The 14,394-nt window shown below is 63.0% G+C and carries 13 protein-coding genes; 7 read left to right on the forward strand and 6 right to left on the reverse strand.

Features of this window, described 5'->3' with window-relative positions; translation table 11 throughout:
- Nucleotides 1-3: 3 nt before the first annotated feature.
- Nucleotides 4-2,478: a bacterio-opsin activator gene (locus BVU17_03845; protein ID AUG46694.1), complete on the reverse strand. Its 2,475-nt coding sequence runs from the start codon at nt 2,476-2,478 to the stop codon at nt 4-6.
- Nucleotides 2,479-2,777: 299 nt separating this feature from the next.
- On the opposite strand from BVU17_03845, the gene BVU17_03850 reads away from it, so the two are divergent.
- Entirely contained in the window at nt 2,778-3,266 is a 489-nt protein-coding gene (locus BVU17_03850; GenBank protein AUG46695.1) for a hypothetical protein, read from the forward strand.
- Nucleotides 3,267-3,327: 61 nt separating this feature from the next.
- Nucleotides 3,328-3,747, forward strand: a complete 420-nt coding sequence (locus tag BVU17_03855; GenBank protein AUG46696.1) for a hypothetical protein — start codon at nt 3,328-3,330, stop codon at nt 3,745-3,747.
- On the opposite strand, the gene BVU17_03860 is transcribed toward BVU17_03855, so the two are convergent.
- Nucleotides 3,744-5,615, reverse strand: coding sequence for a glutamyl-tRNA(Gln) amidotransferase subunit E (locus BVU17_03860; GenBank protein AUG46697.1), 1,872 nt, complete (start codon nt 5,613-5,615; stop codon nt 3,744-3,746). The genes BVU17_03855 and BVU17_03860 overlap by 4 nt on opposite strands.
- Before the next feature lie 88 nt (nt 5,616-5,703).
- Here BVU17_03860 and BVU17_03865 point away from each other — a divergent pair, with 88 nt between their 5' ends.
- On the forward strand, nt 5,704-6,498 hold the full coding sequence (locus BVU17_03865) for a hypothetical protein (GenBank protein AUG46698.1): 795 nt from the start codon (nt 5,704-5,706) through the stop codon (nt 6,496-6,498).
- Nucleotides 6,499-6,531: 33 nt separating this feature from the next.
- On the opposite strand, the gene BVU17_03870 is transcribed toward BVU17_03865, so the two are convergent.
- The gene (locus BVU17_03870; GenBank protein AUG46699.1) at nt 6,532-6,828 is read right to left on the reverse strand and encodes a hypothetical protein; all 297 of its coding nucleotides are present in this window, start codon (nt 6,826-6,828) and stop codon (nt 6,532-6,534) included.
- A 157-nt stretch (nt 6,829-6,985) separates the two neighbouring features.
- Between BVU17_03870 and BVU17_03875 the strand changes: the two genes are divergently transcribed.
- Nucleotides 6,986-7,489 (forward strand): GNAT family N-acetyltransferase, encoded by a 504-nt coding sequence (locus BVU17_03875; GenBank protein AUG46700.1) that lies wholly within the window; start codon nt 6,986-6,988, stop codon nt 7,487-7,489.
- A gap of 113 nt (nt 7,490-7,602) precedes the next feature.
- Here BVU17_03875 and aspA read toward each other — a convergent pair whose 3' ends face one another.
- Nucleotides 7,603-9,009, reverse strand: a complete 1,407-nt coding sequence (gene aspA, locus BVU17_03880) for an aspartate ammonia-lyase (GenBank protein ID AUG46701.1) — start codon at nt 9,007-9,009, stop codon at nt 7,603-7,605.
- A 564-nt stretch (nt 9,010-9,573) separates the two neighbouring features.
- On the opposite strand from aspA, the gene BVU17_03885 reads away from it, so the two are divergent.
- Genes BVU17_03885 through BVU17_03895 form a run of 3 tightly spaced genes read left to right on the forward strand, consistent with a single transcriptional unit; the run spans nt 9,574 to nt 12,721 of the window.
- Nucleotides 9,574-10,638 carry an ABC transporter permease gene (locus tag BVU17_03885; protein AUG46702.1) on the forward strand — a complete coding sequence of 355 codons (1,065 nt, stop codon included), beginning with the start codon at nt 9,574-9,576 and terminating at the stop codon, nt 10,636-10,638.
- On the forward strand, nt 10,635-11,564 hold the full coding sequence (locus BVU17_03890; protein ID AUG46703.1) for an ABC transporter permease: 930 nt from the start codon (nt 10,635-10,637) through the stop codon (nt 11,562-11,564). Before BVU17_03885 ends, BVU17_03890 begins: the two co-directional genes overlap by 4 nt.
- 17 nt (nt 11,565-11,581) lie before the next feature.
- Nucleotides 11,582-12,721, forward strand: a complete 1,140-nt coding sequence (locus BVU17_03895) for a sugar ABC transporter ATP-binding protein (protein AUG46704.1) — start codon at nt 11,582-11,584, stop codon at nt 12,719-12,721.
- 58 nt (nt 12,722-12,779) lie between these two features.
- Here the strand turns inward: BVU17_03895 and BVU17_03900 are convergent, their stop codons facing one another.
- Nucleotides 12,780-13,760: a flap endonuclease-1 gene (locus tag BVU17_03900; GenBank protein ID AUG46705.1), complete on the reverse strand. Its 981-nt coding sequence runs from the start codon at nt 13,758-13,760 to the stop codon at nt 12,780-12,782.
- 80 nt (nt 13,761-13,840) lie between these two features.
- Nucleotides 13,841-14,389: a GNAT family N-acetyltransferase gene (locus BVU17_03905; GenBank protein ID AUG46706.1), complete on the reverse strand. Its 549-nt coding sequence runs from the start codon at nt 14,387-14,389 to the stop codon at nt 13,841-13,843.
- Between the last annotated feature and the right edge of the window lie 5 nt (nt 14,390-14,394).

Below are 14,394 nucleotides of genomic sequence, written 5' to 3' on the forward strand. Positions count from 1 at the left end.
TCTTCAGTCGAGTGTCTCGGGGCCGCTTCCGGAGTCAAACAGCGCCCCGATGACGGCGTCGTGGGCTTTCCGCAACCGGTAGTGCAGGGTCGGCGCAGAGATGTCGAGCGTCTCGGCCAGTTCCTCCGCGGCGCTCCCTCGCGGCCAGTCGTAGTAGCCGCGTGCGTAGGCGGTTTTGAGCGCGGCGGCCTGTTTTGGCGTCAGCCGGTCGCGTATCCGTGTCCGGAAGTCCGTCACCGTCGAGACCGGCTGGTCGACGTACTGCTTGCTCCGGAGCTCCGTCCCGGGCGTTACCTCTTGGACCGCTTCAACGACGGCGCGGACGTTGATATCCGGTGCCATCTCTGCTGTGAACTGCAGGTCGCCGTCCGCCGCCACGGCCTGCCGCACCGCCCCGCCGTAATCTATGAGAGTGTCAAGCGGCGATGCGGATATCTTGTCGAGCGTGACTTCAAGCAGGGGCGCTCGGTTCTCCGACGCAGTCTCGACGACGGCACAGGATTCGACCGACGGCAGCCCAGTGAGCGCCTGGCTCACCTGGTCAGTGCCGACCCCGCTGACGCGAACGTAGTGGAGGCTGCGTCCGGAACTGGTCGGGACGCGCCGTTCGAGTGTGAACGAACAGTCAAGCATCGCGGAGAGGCTGGCGAAGATGTCGTCGGAATCTGGCGTCAGGAACTCTAGCTCGACGGTCGTCGCCGACTGCAGCGACTGCTGACTGTGGACGCGCTGGATGGACAGTGCGATAAGCCGCCCCAGATCGCCAAGGATGTCCGACTCACGACAGCCAATCGTGGTGTCGGTCGATGCGTACACCATCAGGACGCCGTACGTGGTCTGGCCAGTTGTCAGGGGAACTGCCGCGACGGAGCAGTGGGCTGCGATTAGCGGGCGGTCCATCTCGGTGTCCGACTGGGTCGACACGTCGGCGATGTCCGCAACGACCTGTACCTCACCGGTCTCGATAGCATCTATGGCAAGACTGTGCTCGCCGGGCGAAATCTGCTCCGGCGTCGCCGTGGCAATCCCAGCGGCGGCACCCAGTGTTATCTGGGTTGCACTCCCGCGGCTTCCGGCCCACACGGCCTGGTACAGGTCTGATTCAGTGAGGTGTGCACACACCGCCGATTCGATCTCCTCGCGCGTCTGTGTGTCCTGTAGCGCTTTCGCAATTTCTCGACCCAGTACGTTGAGCCGCTGTGCCTGTCTGAGTTCGTCTCGCTGGCGTTCGAGTTCGGCCTCGCGGTCTTTGTGAGCGGTGATGTCCCGAGCGACGAAGATGACAGTATCGAGGTCGTACGCGCGACTTTGCAGCGGTGCAACCCGCGCTTCGAACCATCGCTTGTCACCGGGAGTCTGCAGTCTGTACTCCACGGACTGAAACGACCCGGTCCGCAGGGCTACACGAACAGTCGCCAGTAGCGAATCAGCGGTGTCGCGGGGAAGAAACTCGTGTAGCGTCTGGCCGACAAGCGTGTCCGTCTCATCTACCTTCAGCATCGTCTCGGGGTCGGTCAGACAGTCGAGAAATCGCCCCTCCGCGTCGATAATGTAACTGGGGTCCGGAAGGGCGATGTTCAATGCATCGCGCTGTTCCGTGTGGCGCTGTCGTTCGAGTTCGTAGCCCGCCCAGTCGGAGAGCAACCGGACGAACGTCAGGTCCCACTGCGTGTACGGCGCCGCGCGCGGCTCCAGTCCGTAAAAGCAGAACGTCCCGTACACGGCCCCGTCAACGACGACGGGCGCGCCAATGTAGTTCTCAATGCCCCACTCCGAGTCAGCGAGCGCCGGGGCGTCCGCTGCAACATCGCCGATAGCGAGCGGTTCGCGGTGTTCGACGACGTGTCTGCAGTTCGGGAGTGTCTCGATGCTGGTTGTTCTGCCGGCTTCGAGGTCGGCAGACGACGGTGTAGTGACTGCTTCGAACACGTACTCGTCGCCGTGGACCCGGGAGAGGGTCCCGAACGGCGAACCGAGCGTTTCACAGCCGAGTTCTAACAGCGCGTCGAGCTGGTCAGTGAACGTCCGGTCCGAGTCGGTACAGACCTCGTAGGCCGATTCGAGGGCCAACTCCCGCTGTTTCCGGGCTGTGATGTCGATATGTGCGATGGACGCAAACGTCGCACCGTCGATAGTGAACGGAGCGGCGTACAACCGGAACCACCGTTTCGCCGACTCAGTGTGACACGGGTATTCAAGTTCGAACGAGGCCTGCTCGCCAGCGAGGACGGCCCTGATGCCGTCCGCCGCCTGTTGCCCGGTCGTATCGTCGGCCGTGTCAGCAACGTCGAGATAGTTCCTGCCGAGCGTACTCGGCGTCAGCCCTGTTCCGTTTGCCCGACCAAACTCGTGCCACGTCTCGTTCGTCGAGAGGATCACCCCGGACGAATCTACAATCGCAAACATGAGCGGCAGTGTATCGATGGCTGGCCCGTACAGGGCAGGGATATCGTGGCCATCCACGACACTTGGAACCATGCATCAACTGTAGCGGCGAGCTACTTAACGCCCGGTGTCTAGTTAGATTGTTAATATTTCTTCCGAACACATGCACGCGATGAATACATCTCGAATAACGGTCTATCGGGCTACGAAAAGCCGTAACTGAATGCCGACCTGACAGAGAAAGTACCACATATTCATATACTAACTACTAATCGAGTGGCCCGGATATATCAGCCATGGTTCGGGTTTGCTCCGATTTATTCTAGGGGCCTAGAGAGAGTACTTAGGACAGTTACCGCTGTAGCGATCCACAGGATACGCACCACCTCACTATGGATTCCACTGTCAATCCTGTTCGCGTCGAACTGTTCTTCCGGTCCCTGTGTCCGGAAGACGCAAGACAACACCAGCACTACGTGCTCGACCGGTTACAGGCTCTCGAAAGCGCTGGCCGTATCGAGGACCTGTCGATACTGATCTGGGGACGCCGGATCGAACCACGACTCGCACAGCGGACTGCGGAGGGCCGACACCTGCTGGAGCGCCTTTCGATGTTCGAACAGTGGGAGCGCGACTCCGATGCCTCGCTTGACGCCTTCGACTGGCAGCACCCGGTGACGAACATGGTTTCCGACGAGTCGGTCAATGTCATCACGCTGCCGACGCTTGCCCTCGCTGAATACGCTGACGGAGACCTCCAGCACGTCGCACCCTGCACGCGAGATGGAACGGTCCACCGCGTCGTCGACCGTGTCAACGCCCTCGCGGATACCGGAGACGTTGCCGACGACCGTGAGCACGAGCGTACCGTGGCCCAATAGCATTCGAACCACTCCAAACCTGACACGATACCTGTCCCCATCCAGTTCCATACCAGACAAAATGAATACGAAACAAACCGAGATTCCCGACTCGCTTCCGCTGGACGACCGACTGTCGCTCCTGTCGTCGCACTATCGGCGATACCTTCTGTACGGGCTGTCACAGTACACGACACCGGTTTCACTGGCTGTGCTCGCGGACACGGTGACCGAGTTCGAACACGGAACACCGGCTAAACAGTACCGCGACGAGCGGCTCACGATTTACACGGCACTCTATCACAACCACCTTCCGCGGCTGGTCGATGCCGGTGTCGTCCAGTACAACCAGTCGGAAGATATCGTCGATATCGGGCCGAACGCGCCGGCTCTCGTTCCGCTGCTCGAATCGACACTCGAGCACGACCTGTCGGCAAGCGGTAACGGACTGACCTCGAACGCCGTCGATATCGACTCCTTGCAGCCCGAGCGAAGCAATTAAGCCCGCTTCTGTATCTCCGAACGCAACACGTCGCTCACCGTATCGCCGTCAGCTTTGCCGCGGAGTGCGCCCATGCACTCGCCCATCAGCGCCGAGAACGCGCCCATTCCCTCCTCAGCGACCTGGTCTTCGTGACGCTCGACGACATCGACAACGGCGTCCCGGACCTCCGACTCGTCGACGCCGCCCAGTCCCTCCTGTTCGACGGCTTCCTCGGCCGTCAGCGACGGGTCCTCGGCGAGCGCCGTCAGCAGGTCCTCGATGCCCTCTCGGGGCACGTCACCGCCGTCGACCAGCAGAATCGCCTCTCGAAGGTGCTCGTCGGTGAGGTTCTCAACGGGCACGTCGTCGCGACGGAGTTCGGTCAGCGTCGACTCCAGCGTGCCGGCGGCCAGCGTCGGGTCGACACCCTCACCCTCGACCAGCGCCTCGAACAGCGGCCATCGCTGGCCGTAGGCGACCTGCTCGGCGAGGCCGGAGCCGAGGTCGAACTCGCTTTCGTACCGGTCGACCTTCTCGGTGAGCAGTTCCGGCGTCTCGACTTCGGTTACGTCGGGCTCGACCGGGGGCACGTCTGTCTCGGGGTACATCCGCGCCGCGCCCGGGAGCGGGCGGAGGTACCGCGACGTGGCGTCCTCGTTCGCATCTCGCGTTTCTTCGGGGACGCCTTCGAGCGCGGTTTCGGCTCGCTCGGCAACGGCGTCGATGGCCAGCTCGGCGGTTTCTGGGTCGTCGGCGACGATGGCGACGGCGTCCTCGGGACCCGCGCCGACGGCGTCCCGCAGGGCCTCGACCTCTGCCTCGGTGACGCCGTAGGCCGGGAGTTCGTCGGTGTGGAAGATGCCGCCCGCGCCGTGGCGCTTGGCGTGGTCGGACAGTTCTGTCCCGAGCCGCCGGTCGGGTTGAATCTCGCGGCCGACGAGGCCGTCAAAGCCCGAAAGCAGGAGGCCCTGTACCTCGCCGCCCGAGGAGAGTGCGCCCTCGATAACGCCTGAGTCCGTATCCTCGAACACGTCGGTCACGTCCTGTGGCTCACCCACCGAAGCGTCGCGCGCAGTGAGTTTCTCGGCGATATCCAGCAGTTCGACCTGCCGGCGGACCTCGTTGCGGACGAGGTCGTCGATGTCGTCGAGGCTCTGGACGCCCTTCAGTTCGATGCGCGCGCCCTCGGCGATGGAGACGTTCACGTCCTGGCGGATGGTCCCGAGGCCGCGCTTGACCTTCCCGGTCGATCGGAGCAACATCCCGATACGCTCGGCGGCCTCGCGGGCCTGTTCGGGCGAACTGATGTCCGGCTTGGTCCCGATTTCGACCAGCGGGATGCCCAGGCGGTCCAGGGAGAAGCGCACGCCGTCGTCGGTCTCCTCGACGCGCTGGCAGGACTCTTCCTCCAGCAGTATGTCCTCGATGCCGACCGGGCCGGCGCTCGTCTCGATGGCTCCGTCGTTGGCGACCAGCATCGAGCGCTGGAACCCCGTGGTGTTCGAGCCGTCGACGACGATTTTCCGCATGACGTTCACCTGGTCGACGACGGACATATCCAGTAGCTGGGCGATTTCGAGCGTCGTCTCCATCGCCTCACGGTCGACGCGGTGGGGTGGCTCGTCGTCCTCCTCGACGAGGCAGGTCGTGTCATAGGCTAGGTACTCGAATTCGCGGTCGACCATGCTCTCTTCTAGCGCCGCCTCGTCTATCTCCCCGAGTTCGCTCTTGGTCGGGTGCAGATAGCGGGTAAAGGAGCGCTCGCTCTCCTCGGGTTCGCGGGTCGTCGTCGGACAGTCACAGAACAGTTTCGTCGCGGTGTCGAGTTGCTGGTGGATCTCCAAGCCGGCGACAAGCCCCAGCTCCTCGTAGTCGTACTCAGTCATTGTCGGGGTGTCCGGGACCGGGGGCCAAAAAACGCACCCTTCCCGCGCTCGCCGCCGCGCTTTTGACCGTGTCTCCCTCACTGTCAATATGCGCTGGCTGTCGACAGCTGCGGTGACTGTCCTGCTCCTGACAGCCGGCTGTAACGCCTTTGTCGATGCTGACAACGCCGACCGGCCCACTGTCACGCCGGCCCCGGTTCCGACTGCGGCGGAGTCGGACACGGTACCGACGCTGGACCCGCCGCCCGGCGTGACTACCGACCGGCTCGAAAACATCGCCCTCTTGGCGGCGGCTCATCGGCAGGCGGTCAACGGCACTACATACACGCTGAACGAACGCTACAGCGAGTTCAGGATCGGGAACGACAGCAGTTCCGTCCGGCGCGCCGAAACTGTGACCGTCGAATCGCCAACGCGGTACCGCGACGAACTGGTCAGGATGACGACCGACTCGAACGCGACTGTCGAGCGGTACGAACAGTCGACCTACGCCGACGGCACCAACTGGTATGAACGCCGTGACAACGGCACTGTTGAACGCCAGCGCGGTGAGGTGCAGTTCAGCCGAGACAAGTACGCCTACCGGACAGCATTCTACCTGAACCGCTACGCGGTGGTCAACCAGAGTACCACGACCGTCGTCACGCGGGACGGCAGCCGAGCCTACCGGATTCGTGGGTCCGGCGGCGATATTCCGGCGACCGAACAGCTGACGGAGTTTCGTGTCGAACTGCTGGTCGAGCCTGCCGGCCTCGTCCGCCGATTCAGCGTCTGGTACCGAACCGAAGATCGCATTGTCGAATACAGCTTCTGGTACGAGGACATCGGCGAGACGACAGTGCAGCGGCCGACGTGGCTCAACGAATCGACGCCAGCGAACTGAGTGCGGACAGCACCCGACACCACAGCCCAGCGGCTACAGACGGTCTGTCTCGGTTCGAACTTCGTCAGTTCCGGACGTGCTCCCGGCCCGGTCGTCGTAGTACTTCCGGCCGATGAAGTCGTCGTCCAGATTCCCGACCAGAGAGTTGTACAGCCCCTCTGGGGACTGGTAGGTGGCCTCGCTGGTCCGGGCCAATACTTCACTCATTTCGACCGAGTCGCCGTTCTGGGCGACCAGTTCGACGTCGCCGAGTTGCTGAACGACAGCGGCGTGGTCAGCGGGGAACTCACAGGCCTGGTCGAACAGCTGCAACGTTTCGGAGTAACGCATTTGTCCCACAGTTCAGAATCTCTAATCAAAAAACATTATGAATACATATGTCCGGCACCCGGTTTTGCCGACCATACCCAGTCGGTGAGGCAAGACCTGCTATCTCGCACCACTTGACGCGGGAAAACATTTCACAGACTATGACATACGTTTTCACATGACAATCAGACTGGCAACTCCGGACGATGTAACGGCCATCAATCAGGTCGCGACAGCGGCCTGGAAGACGGATTACCCGGATATCCTCACCCGCGAGACGGCCGAGGACGGCGTTCGAGACTGGTATTCGACCGAACAGATCGAATCGGAACTGGTCGAATCGCAAACCATCCTGCTGGTCGCAGAGCGCGAAGAGCGCGTCGTCGGGTTCGCACACGCGACGTGGCACGAAACCGACCGTGCGGGGTATATTCTCCGGCTGTACGTCCATCCCGACTACAGGCGCGAGGGAATCGGCCGGTCGCTGCTAGAACGGACCTGCGAGGAGCTGTTCGAGCACGACATCGAGCGGGTCAACGCGATGGTGCTCACGGCGAACGAGCCGGGAGCCGAGTTCTACGAGGGATTCGGGTTCGAGTTCGCCGACCAAAGCGAAACCGAGATCGGCGGCGAGCGCTACCCCGAGAGCCGCTACGTCCTCGACGACGAGTCCCACGTATAGACATCGGTCGCGGTGGCCCGATGCTGGTTCCCAGCCGTTCGCGTTATCGAGGGCCGCTCCCTCCGGTTGCGCCGCTCGCATTTTCGAGGAAGCTCCCTACGGTCGCTTCCTCGCTACTCGTCGCCGAGGATACCACGCTTCGTCATCTTCTCGGGGTCGAGCACGTCGTCGACCTCGTCCTCGTCGAGATAGCCCTCTTCCAGAACAACCTCGCGGATGGTCTTCTCCTCGGCGAGTGCTTTCTTCGCGACCTTGCTCGCCTTGTCGTAGCCGATGGCAGGGTTGAGCGCCGTCGCCAGCGCCATGCTCTGTTCGACGCGCTCGGCGCAGTGGTCGGCGTCGGCCTCGAGCTTGGCGACGAACTTCTCGCCGAACACCGCGCTGCTGTTGGCGATGAGCTTGGCCGACTGCAGGAAGTTCGATGCCAGCACGGGCTTGTAGAGGTTCAGGTCTATCTGGCCCTCGGCCGCGCCGGCCGAGACGGCTGCGTCGTTGCCGACGACCTGTTTGTGGACCTGATTGACCGCCTCAGCGACGACGGGGTTGATCTTCCCGGGCATAATCGAGGAACCGGGCTGGTTCTCCGGCTGGTCGATCTCGCCGAGGCCGTTACGCGGGCCGGAGGCGAGCAGTCGGAGGTCGTTGGCGATCTTGTTCAGCGAGCCGGCGACCGTCCGGAGCGCACCGTGGGCTTCGGACATTGCGTCGTGGGCGGCCTGGGCCTCGAAGTGGTTGTCCGCTTCGCGGAACTCCAGCCCGGTTTCCTCGCTGATGTACTCGGCGGCCTTCGCCGGGAACTCGGGATGCGTGTTCAGCCCGGTCCCGACCGCGGTCCCACCGAGCGCGAGCTCGGAGAGGCGACCGTGAACGTCTTGAACGCGGGAGATGCCTTTCTCTACCTGCGTGCGGTAGCCGGAGAACTCCTGACCGAGCGTCACCGGGGTCGCATCCTGCAGGTGGGTCCGGCCGGTCTTGACGACGTTCTCGAACTCGTCTTCCTTGGCTTTGAGTTCGTCGCGCAGCGTCTTCAGGCCGGGAATTACGTCTTTCTCGACCGCCTCCAGCGAGGCGACGTGCATCGCCGTCGGAATCACGTCGTTGCTGGACTGGCCGAAGTTGACGTGGTCGTTCGGGTGAATCTCGCGGGTCCCGATGTCGCCGCCGTACAGTTCGGTGGCGCGGTTCGAGATGACCTCGTTGGCGTTCATGTTCGAGGACGTGCCCGACCCGGTCTGGAACACGTCGACGGGGAACTGGTCGTCGTGCTCGCCGGCGATGACCTCGTCGGCGGCTTCAACGATACAGTCCGCTTTGTCCTCCGGAATCGTTCCGAGGTCGCGGTTCGCCTGTGCGGCCGCCTTCTTCACGACGCCGAGGGCGCGGATGAACCGCCGCCCGAAAGTAACGTCGCTGATTGGGAAGTTCTCGACGGCGCGCTGGGTCTGGGCCCCCCAGTACGCGTCGGCTGGCACCTGCATCTCACCGAGGCTATCCTGCTCTGTCCGGTACTCGTCGGTCATACGTCCGGGGGGTGGTCCGCCCGGTCGTAAAACCCACCGGTACGAGTCGGGACAGCACTCGGTACAGCCCCGTAACCGCCGGGACAGTCACTCACGGGCTGCACCGAGTCCCTAGTCAGCCAGCAGAGACCGTGGGGTTCAGAACTCAGGACTTGGATAAACGTGTATTATCATTCGGAAATATTAAGTAGAATCTCTCTCCACTTACCATGAGTTCGACGCCACAGAGACGTTCATGACCGATGCCCCACGACATCCGGTGACTGCAGTGTGTTGCTGCCGTCGTCGGCTGTCGGGGCCAATGGGACACCGACGGACGTGACCCTCGCGATCGCTCGCAGCCGGTGTACCCGCCGCGTTGCAACCGCTCGCCCGTCCGGCACGACGACGGGATGGCACACCCGTCACCCAGCGTACCCACGTCGGCCGCCAGCCTGTGTTGGTGCGACAGGCTGTGCGGATCGCGTGGTTTCCGCGCGTGCTGGCTGGCGAGCCTATGTGACTGACGACACATCCGTCGGGACGATGGACGGCGAACTCACGTCGGCGAACCACTGACAAACCATGCGCGAGATACTCAGTAGACTCCTCGCCACCGGGGGTCGGCTCCGGTCGGCGGTATCGAGAGACGAATCGGACGGCGATCAACTGGCAACAGACGGCGGAGCGACGGTGAAAACGACCCGGAGAGACTCGATCCGGAACTCACTGCCGGTCGAGTGGGAACTCATCGAATCCGCCCCGTTCTGGCTGCCGCCAGTCCTGTTTGCGGGCTTTTTCGTCTACGGCGCTATCGCCTGGAACTTCCTCCTGTCGCTGACTGACTACAACGGTCTTGGCGGTGCGCAGTACGAGACTCTCGACTTCAGCATGTACAGCCGTCTGCTGAGCGATGGGGCGTTCTGGCAGGCGGCACAGAACACGGTAGTGTTGCTTGTCGTGTTCACCGTCCTCTGTCTGGCGCTTGGCCTGTTCGTGGCCATCCTCATCGATCAGCAGATACGTTTCGAGAATACGTTCCGGACCATCTACCTGCTCCCGATGAGCCTCTCGTTCGTCGTCACGGCGACGATGTGGGCGTGGGTGTACAACGCCCGCAACGGCGTGCTCAATCAGTTCCTCCGGTTGTTCAACCTCGAAGGAGCCATCGTGGGACTGCTCCGCCCGGCCGGGGTCAACGCCGAGGTTATTCAGTGGCTCTCCTGGAACACGACCGCGCTGGCGGCGGTCATCTTCGCGCTCATCTGGCAGTTCAGCGGCTACGCGATGGTCGTCTTCCTCGCTGGCCTCCGAGCGATTCCGACCGAACACTACGAGGCTGCGCGGGTCGACGGCGCGTCCACAGTGCGGCTGTATGCACGGGTAATCATCCCGCAACTCCGCGCCTCCGCCGTGTCTGCGTCAGTGGTGCTGATGGTGTTTGCGCTGAAAGCGTTCGACTTCATCTACGCGCTCCGTGGCTCACAGCCGGGGGCGAATATGGACATTCTGGCGACGATGATGTATCGGGTCGCGTTCGACAGCCTGCAGTGGGCGTACGGGTCCGCCGTCGCTATCGTGCTGTTTGCTCTCGCACTGCTGGTCATCGGACCGTACCTCTACAGCGAATACCGACGGGGTGAACTATGAGCATTAGAGACGGAGGTTTCATCGACGAACTCCGAAGTACAGAGAATAGCCGTCTCGGCCTGTATGCCCTCCTGCTGGCGGGCATCGTCTTCTACCTCTTCCCGGTGGAGACGGCCGTGATGACGATGTTCAAGACCGAGAGCGCGTTCGCCCGAACGCTCCCGTTCGCGCCGCCGGGCGGTGACGGCTTCACACTCAGTGCGCTCGCCACTGCCTGGAACACGCTTCGGCCGGGACTGCTGAACTCGCTGCTGATGGCGATTCCCGCGACGCTCATGTCGGCGCTGCTCGGGAGCCTGACTGCGTACGGACTGACGACGATTAGCTGGCGCGGCCAGGTCGGCGTGGTCGTCCTCATCATCGCGGGCATCTTCATCCCCTATCAGGCCGTGCTGGTCCCGCTGTCACAGTTTTGGTTCCAGGTGCTTCCGGGGCTGCTCAACGGCTTCGTCAACACCGTCTTTGGCTTCATCACGGGCGGTAACTGGCAGTATCCGAGCCGTAACGGGTACGTACAGCTGCTGCAGCTGTCGATCACACACGCGGCGTACGGTATTCCGATCTGTACGCTGCTGTTCCGGTCGTACTATCAGACCATCTCCGACGAGATGATTGAGGCCGCTCGCCTCGACGGCGCGAGCGCGTTCAGCATCTACCGCAACATCATCCTCCCGCTGTCGCTGCCGATGTTCGCGGTGACGCTCATCTACCAGTTCACGCAGGTGTACAACGACCTGTTGTTCGCGCTCGTACTCGTCAACGAACCGGCTTCGCAGGTGGCGACCCAGCGCCTCGCGGCGCTCACTGGCGGGGTCGTCCAGTCGTTTAACACCACGATGGCAGGGGCCATCGTCGCAGCACTTCCGACGCTGCTCGTCTACATCCTGTTCGGCGAACAGTTCGCGAAAGGCGTCGCTGGAGAATAATCACGGAGATATTCACAATGGCACAACTCACACTGGACGAGGTAACGAAGACGTTCCAAGACGACGACGGCGAAATCATCGCGGTTGATGAGGTATCGGTCGACATCGAGGACGGCGAGTTCCTCTGTGTCGTCGGTCCATCTGGCTGCGGGAAATCGACGACGCTGCGGATGATTGCCGGGCTCGAAGACATCACGCGCGGCGAGATCCGGCTGGACGGCCAGATCATCAACGACCAGCCGCCGGCCCGCCGGAACGTGGCGATGGTGTTCCAGTCCTACGCCCTGTACCCCCACATGACCGTGCGGGAGAACATGGCGTTCGGGCTGGAGGAATCGACGGACATGCCTGACGACGAGATCAACGAGCGCGTCGAGCAGGCGTGTAAGGACATGGGCATCTTCGACCTCATCGACCGCAAGCCCGGCGAACTCTCGGGCGGCCAGCAACAGCGCGTGGCGCTGGGCCGCGCGATTGTCCGAGACCCCGAAGTGTTCCTGATGGACGAGCCGCTGGCGAATCTTGACGCGAAGCTCAAAGCCGAGATGCGGACCGAACTGCAGGAACTCCAGCACGACCTCGACGTGACGACGGTGTACGTCACCCACGACCAGACGGAGGCGATGACGATGAGCGATCGCATCGCCATCCTCAACGACGGCGTCCTCCAGCAGTGTGCGACGCCGCTCGAGTGTTACCACGAGCCGAACAACCTCTTCGTCGCCGGCTTCATCGGCGAGCCGTCGATGAACTTCTTCCCGATGACGCTGGAGGGGTCGACGCTCAAAGGCGAGTGGTTCGAGTACGAACTCAGCGACGAGACGGTCGCTCAGGTGGAAGGAACGACTGACATCACGCTCGGCATCCGACCCGAAGACATCGAGTTCGTTCAGAGCGACGCCGGTCCGAACGTGTTCGATTCGACGGTCCACGTCGTCGAGCCACGCGGAAACGAGAACACGGCCCACCTGCAGTTCGACGAGTCGATGGACGACCAGTTTATCGCGACGGTCGGTGGGATGAAACAGCTCAAGGCCGGCCAGCGCGTCAAAGTCCGGTTCCCCGAGAACGCGATTCACCTCTTCGACACGGTCAGTGGCGAGGCCATCCGGAACCGCAAGCTCGACGAGATCGAAACGGTCGAATCGGTCGTCTGAACTGAAATCGTCCGGAGTCGTTTTTAGTGCGCTACTGGTCGGCCGTGGCTTTTCGCTGTCACGCCCACCGGTCCAGCCCGGTCTGGACGACCGAGTCGTCGATGCGCTCGAACCCGCGGGCGACCTCGTCGGCGTCGACCTCCCACTGCTCGGTGACGAACGCGCGGGCGGCGTCGACGTCCGGGTCGAGGCTGTCCGGAATCTCGTAGTCGTCGGTGACGGCGGGGTCGAGAAACAGGTCCCGGATGCGGTCGGCGTGGTCGATGTGGTCGCCACGGGCGTCCAGCACGGCGTAGAGGTCGCCGTGCTCGCGGAGTTCCTTGACCGCGGTCTTCGGTCCGATGCCGGAGATACCCTCGTTGAAGTCCGTCCCCATCAGGATGGCGGCGTCGACCAGTTGCTCCCAGGTGAGGTCGTGGGTTTCGAGCGTGGCCTCGAAGTCCATCAGCTCGGGGTCACCCTTCGACGTAATCTGGCGGAGTGTCATCGGCGCACCGAAGAGCAGGGCGTCGTAGTCCTCGGTCCCGACGTAGTCCACGTCGCCCCGCCGGGCCATCACCGACGCCTGCCCCTCGCCTTCCGCCGGAGCGTCGACAATCGGGACATCGAGTAGCGCAAGCAGGTCCCGCGTCGTATCGACGATAGTGTCGGTCAGTCGCTGGGTTCGCGAGTCGAGCTTGGCGACACGGGTGCTGTCACCCGCTTCGCGGGCCGCTTCGAGTTCGGACTCGTACCGCTCTCGCTGTTCGCGGCGCTTCTCGACCTCATCGTCTTTGAGATCGGTGACTGCCCCGTCGAAGACGAACACCGGCGTCATGTCGTGTTCGAAGAACTTCGGCAGGCCCTGAACGACGCCGATGAGGTTTGCCACCTCCTCGCCGTCGCTGGTGGTGTATTTCGACTCACTGGTGAACTTCACTGTCGTCGTCAGATAGCGATAGAGCCAGTTGTGGGCGTCCACCGCAACGACGCTCCCGCCGAGGTCGCCGAACGACACGTCCGACAGCGCCGCAAGCGACCGTAAATCAGCGTTTCCCATTGACTGGCCTTCGGCCGACAGCCGCTTGAATCTCCCGGAGATGGGACGACTCCAAGCCGAGATGATACGGGTCGAGCGGTTCAGTCAGTCCGTGCGGCCGACCGGTCGGCCCAGTCGTCGAGGATAGATGGCGGGTCGGTGTCGGCCTTCGCCGCGAGGAACGACTCCTCTTCCGGAGAGAGGTCGCGCTCGCGGAACAGGTCAAGCCCGGCCTGATACCGCCCGGTACTGCGGTTGCCCGGCCAGACGAGGTCGAGTTCGGCCATCCCCGACTCCGCGCCGCTGAAGCAGAACCCGGCCCGGTAGGCGGCCTGATACGAAAAGGGGTTGTTGACGCCGATGGACACCCGTTCGAAACCTCGGTCCGTGGCCCGTTCCCGGACGAACCGGAGGAGACGGGCACCGAGCCGGTCCCCCTGCCGGTCCTGCCGAACGGTGATGTACCGGACACAGAGCGTGTCGGGGTCCGTCCGGTCGGCATCGAACGCAGCCGCGGCCACGACCCCATCGTCTCCGACGACGGCCTTTCCGGTCGAAGTCATCACGAACTTCCCCGCGTACGCGAACTGCTCGTGGTCCAGTCGGAGTCGGTGCCCGTCCTCGGGCCAACTGAGCAGTGTGAACTCCATGGTAC

Origin of the sequence: Haloarcula taiwanensis (assembly GCA_002844335.1) — an archaeon.
In the GTDB taxonomy this organism is placed as follows: Archaea; Halobacteriota; Halobacteria; order Halobacteriales; family Haloarculaceae; genus Haloarcula; species Haloarcula taiwanensis.

Bases quoted from the DNA above. Each gene is read 5' to 3' on its own strand.
- BVU17_03885 (AUG46702.1), top strand. From the start codon at position 9,574: ATGCGCGAGATACTCAGTAGACTCCTCGCCACCGGGGGTCGGCTCCGG.
- BVU17_03905 (AUG46706.1), bottom strand. From the start codon at position 14,389: ATGGAGTTCACACTGCTCAGTTGGCCCGAGGACGGGCACCGACTCCGA.
- BVU17_03875 (AUG46700.1), top strand. From the start codon at position 6,986: ATGACAATCAGACTGGCAACTCCGGACGATGTAACGGCCATCAATCAG.
- BVU17_03900 (AUG46705.1), bottom strand. From the start codon at position 13,760: ATGGGAAACGCTGATTTACGGTCGCTTGCGGCGCTGTCGGACGTGTCG.
- BVU17_03860 (AUG46697.1), bottom strand. From the start codon at position 5,615: ATGACTGAGTACGACTACGAGGAGCTGGGGCTTGTCGCCGGCTTGGAG.
- BVU17_03890 (AUG46703.1), top strand. From the start codon at position 10,635: ATGAGCATTAGAGACGGAGGTTTCATCGACGAACTCCGAAGTACAGAG.
- BVU17_03870 (AUG46699.1), bottom strand. From the start codon at position 6,828: ATGCGTTACTCCGAAACGTTGCAGCTGTTCGACCAGGCCTGTGAGTTC.
- BVU17_03850 (AUG46695.1), top strand. From the start codon at position 2,778: ATGGATTCCACTGTCAATCCTGTTCGCGTCGAACTGTTCTTCCGGTCC.
- aspA (AUG46701.1), bottom strand. From the start codon at position 9,009: ATGACCGACGAGTACCGGACAGAGCAGGATAGCCTCGGTGAGATGCAG.
- BVU17_03865 (AUG46698.1), top strand. From the start codon at position 5,704: ATGCGCTGGCTGTCGACAGCTGCGGTGACTGTCCTGCTCCTGACAGCC.
- BVU17_03855 (AUG46696.1), top strand. From the start codon at position 3,328: ATGAATACGAAACAAACCGAGATTCCCGACTCGCTTCCGCTGGACGAC.
- BVU17_03895 (AUG46704.1), top strand. From the start codon at position 11,582: ATGGCACAACTCACACTGGACGAGGTAACGAAGACGTTCCAAGACGAC.
- BVU17_03845 (AUG46694.1), bottom strand. From the start codon at position 2,478: ATGGTTCCAAGTGTCGTGGATGGCCACGATATCCCTGCCCTGTACGGG.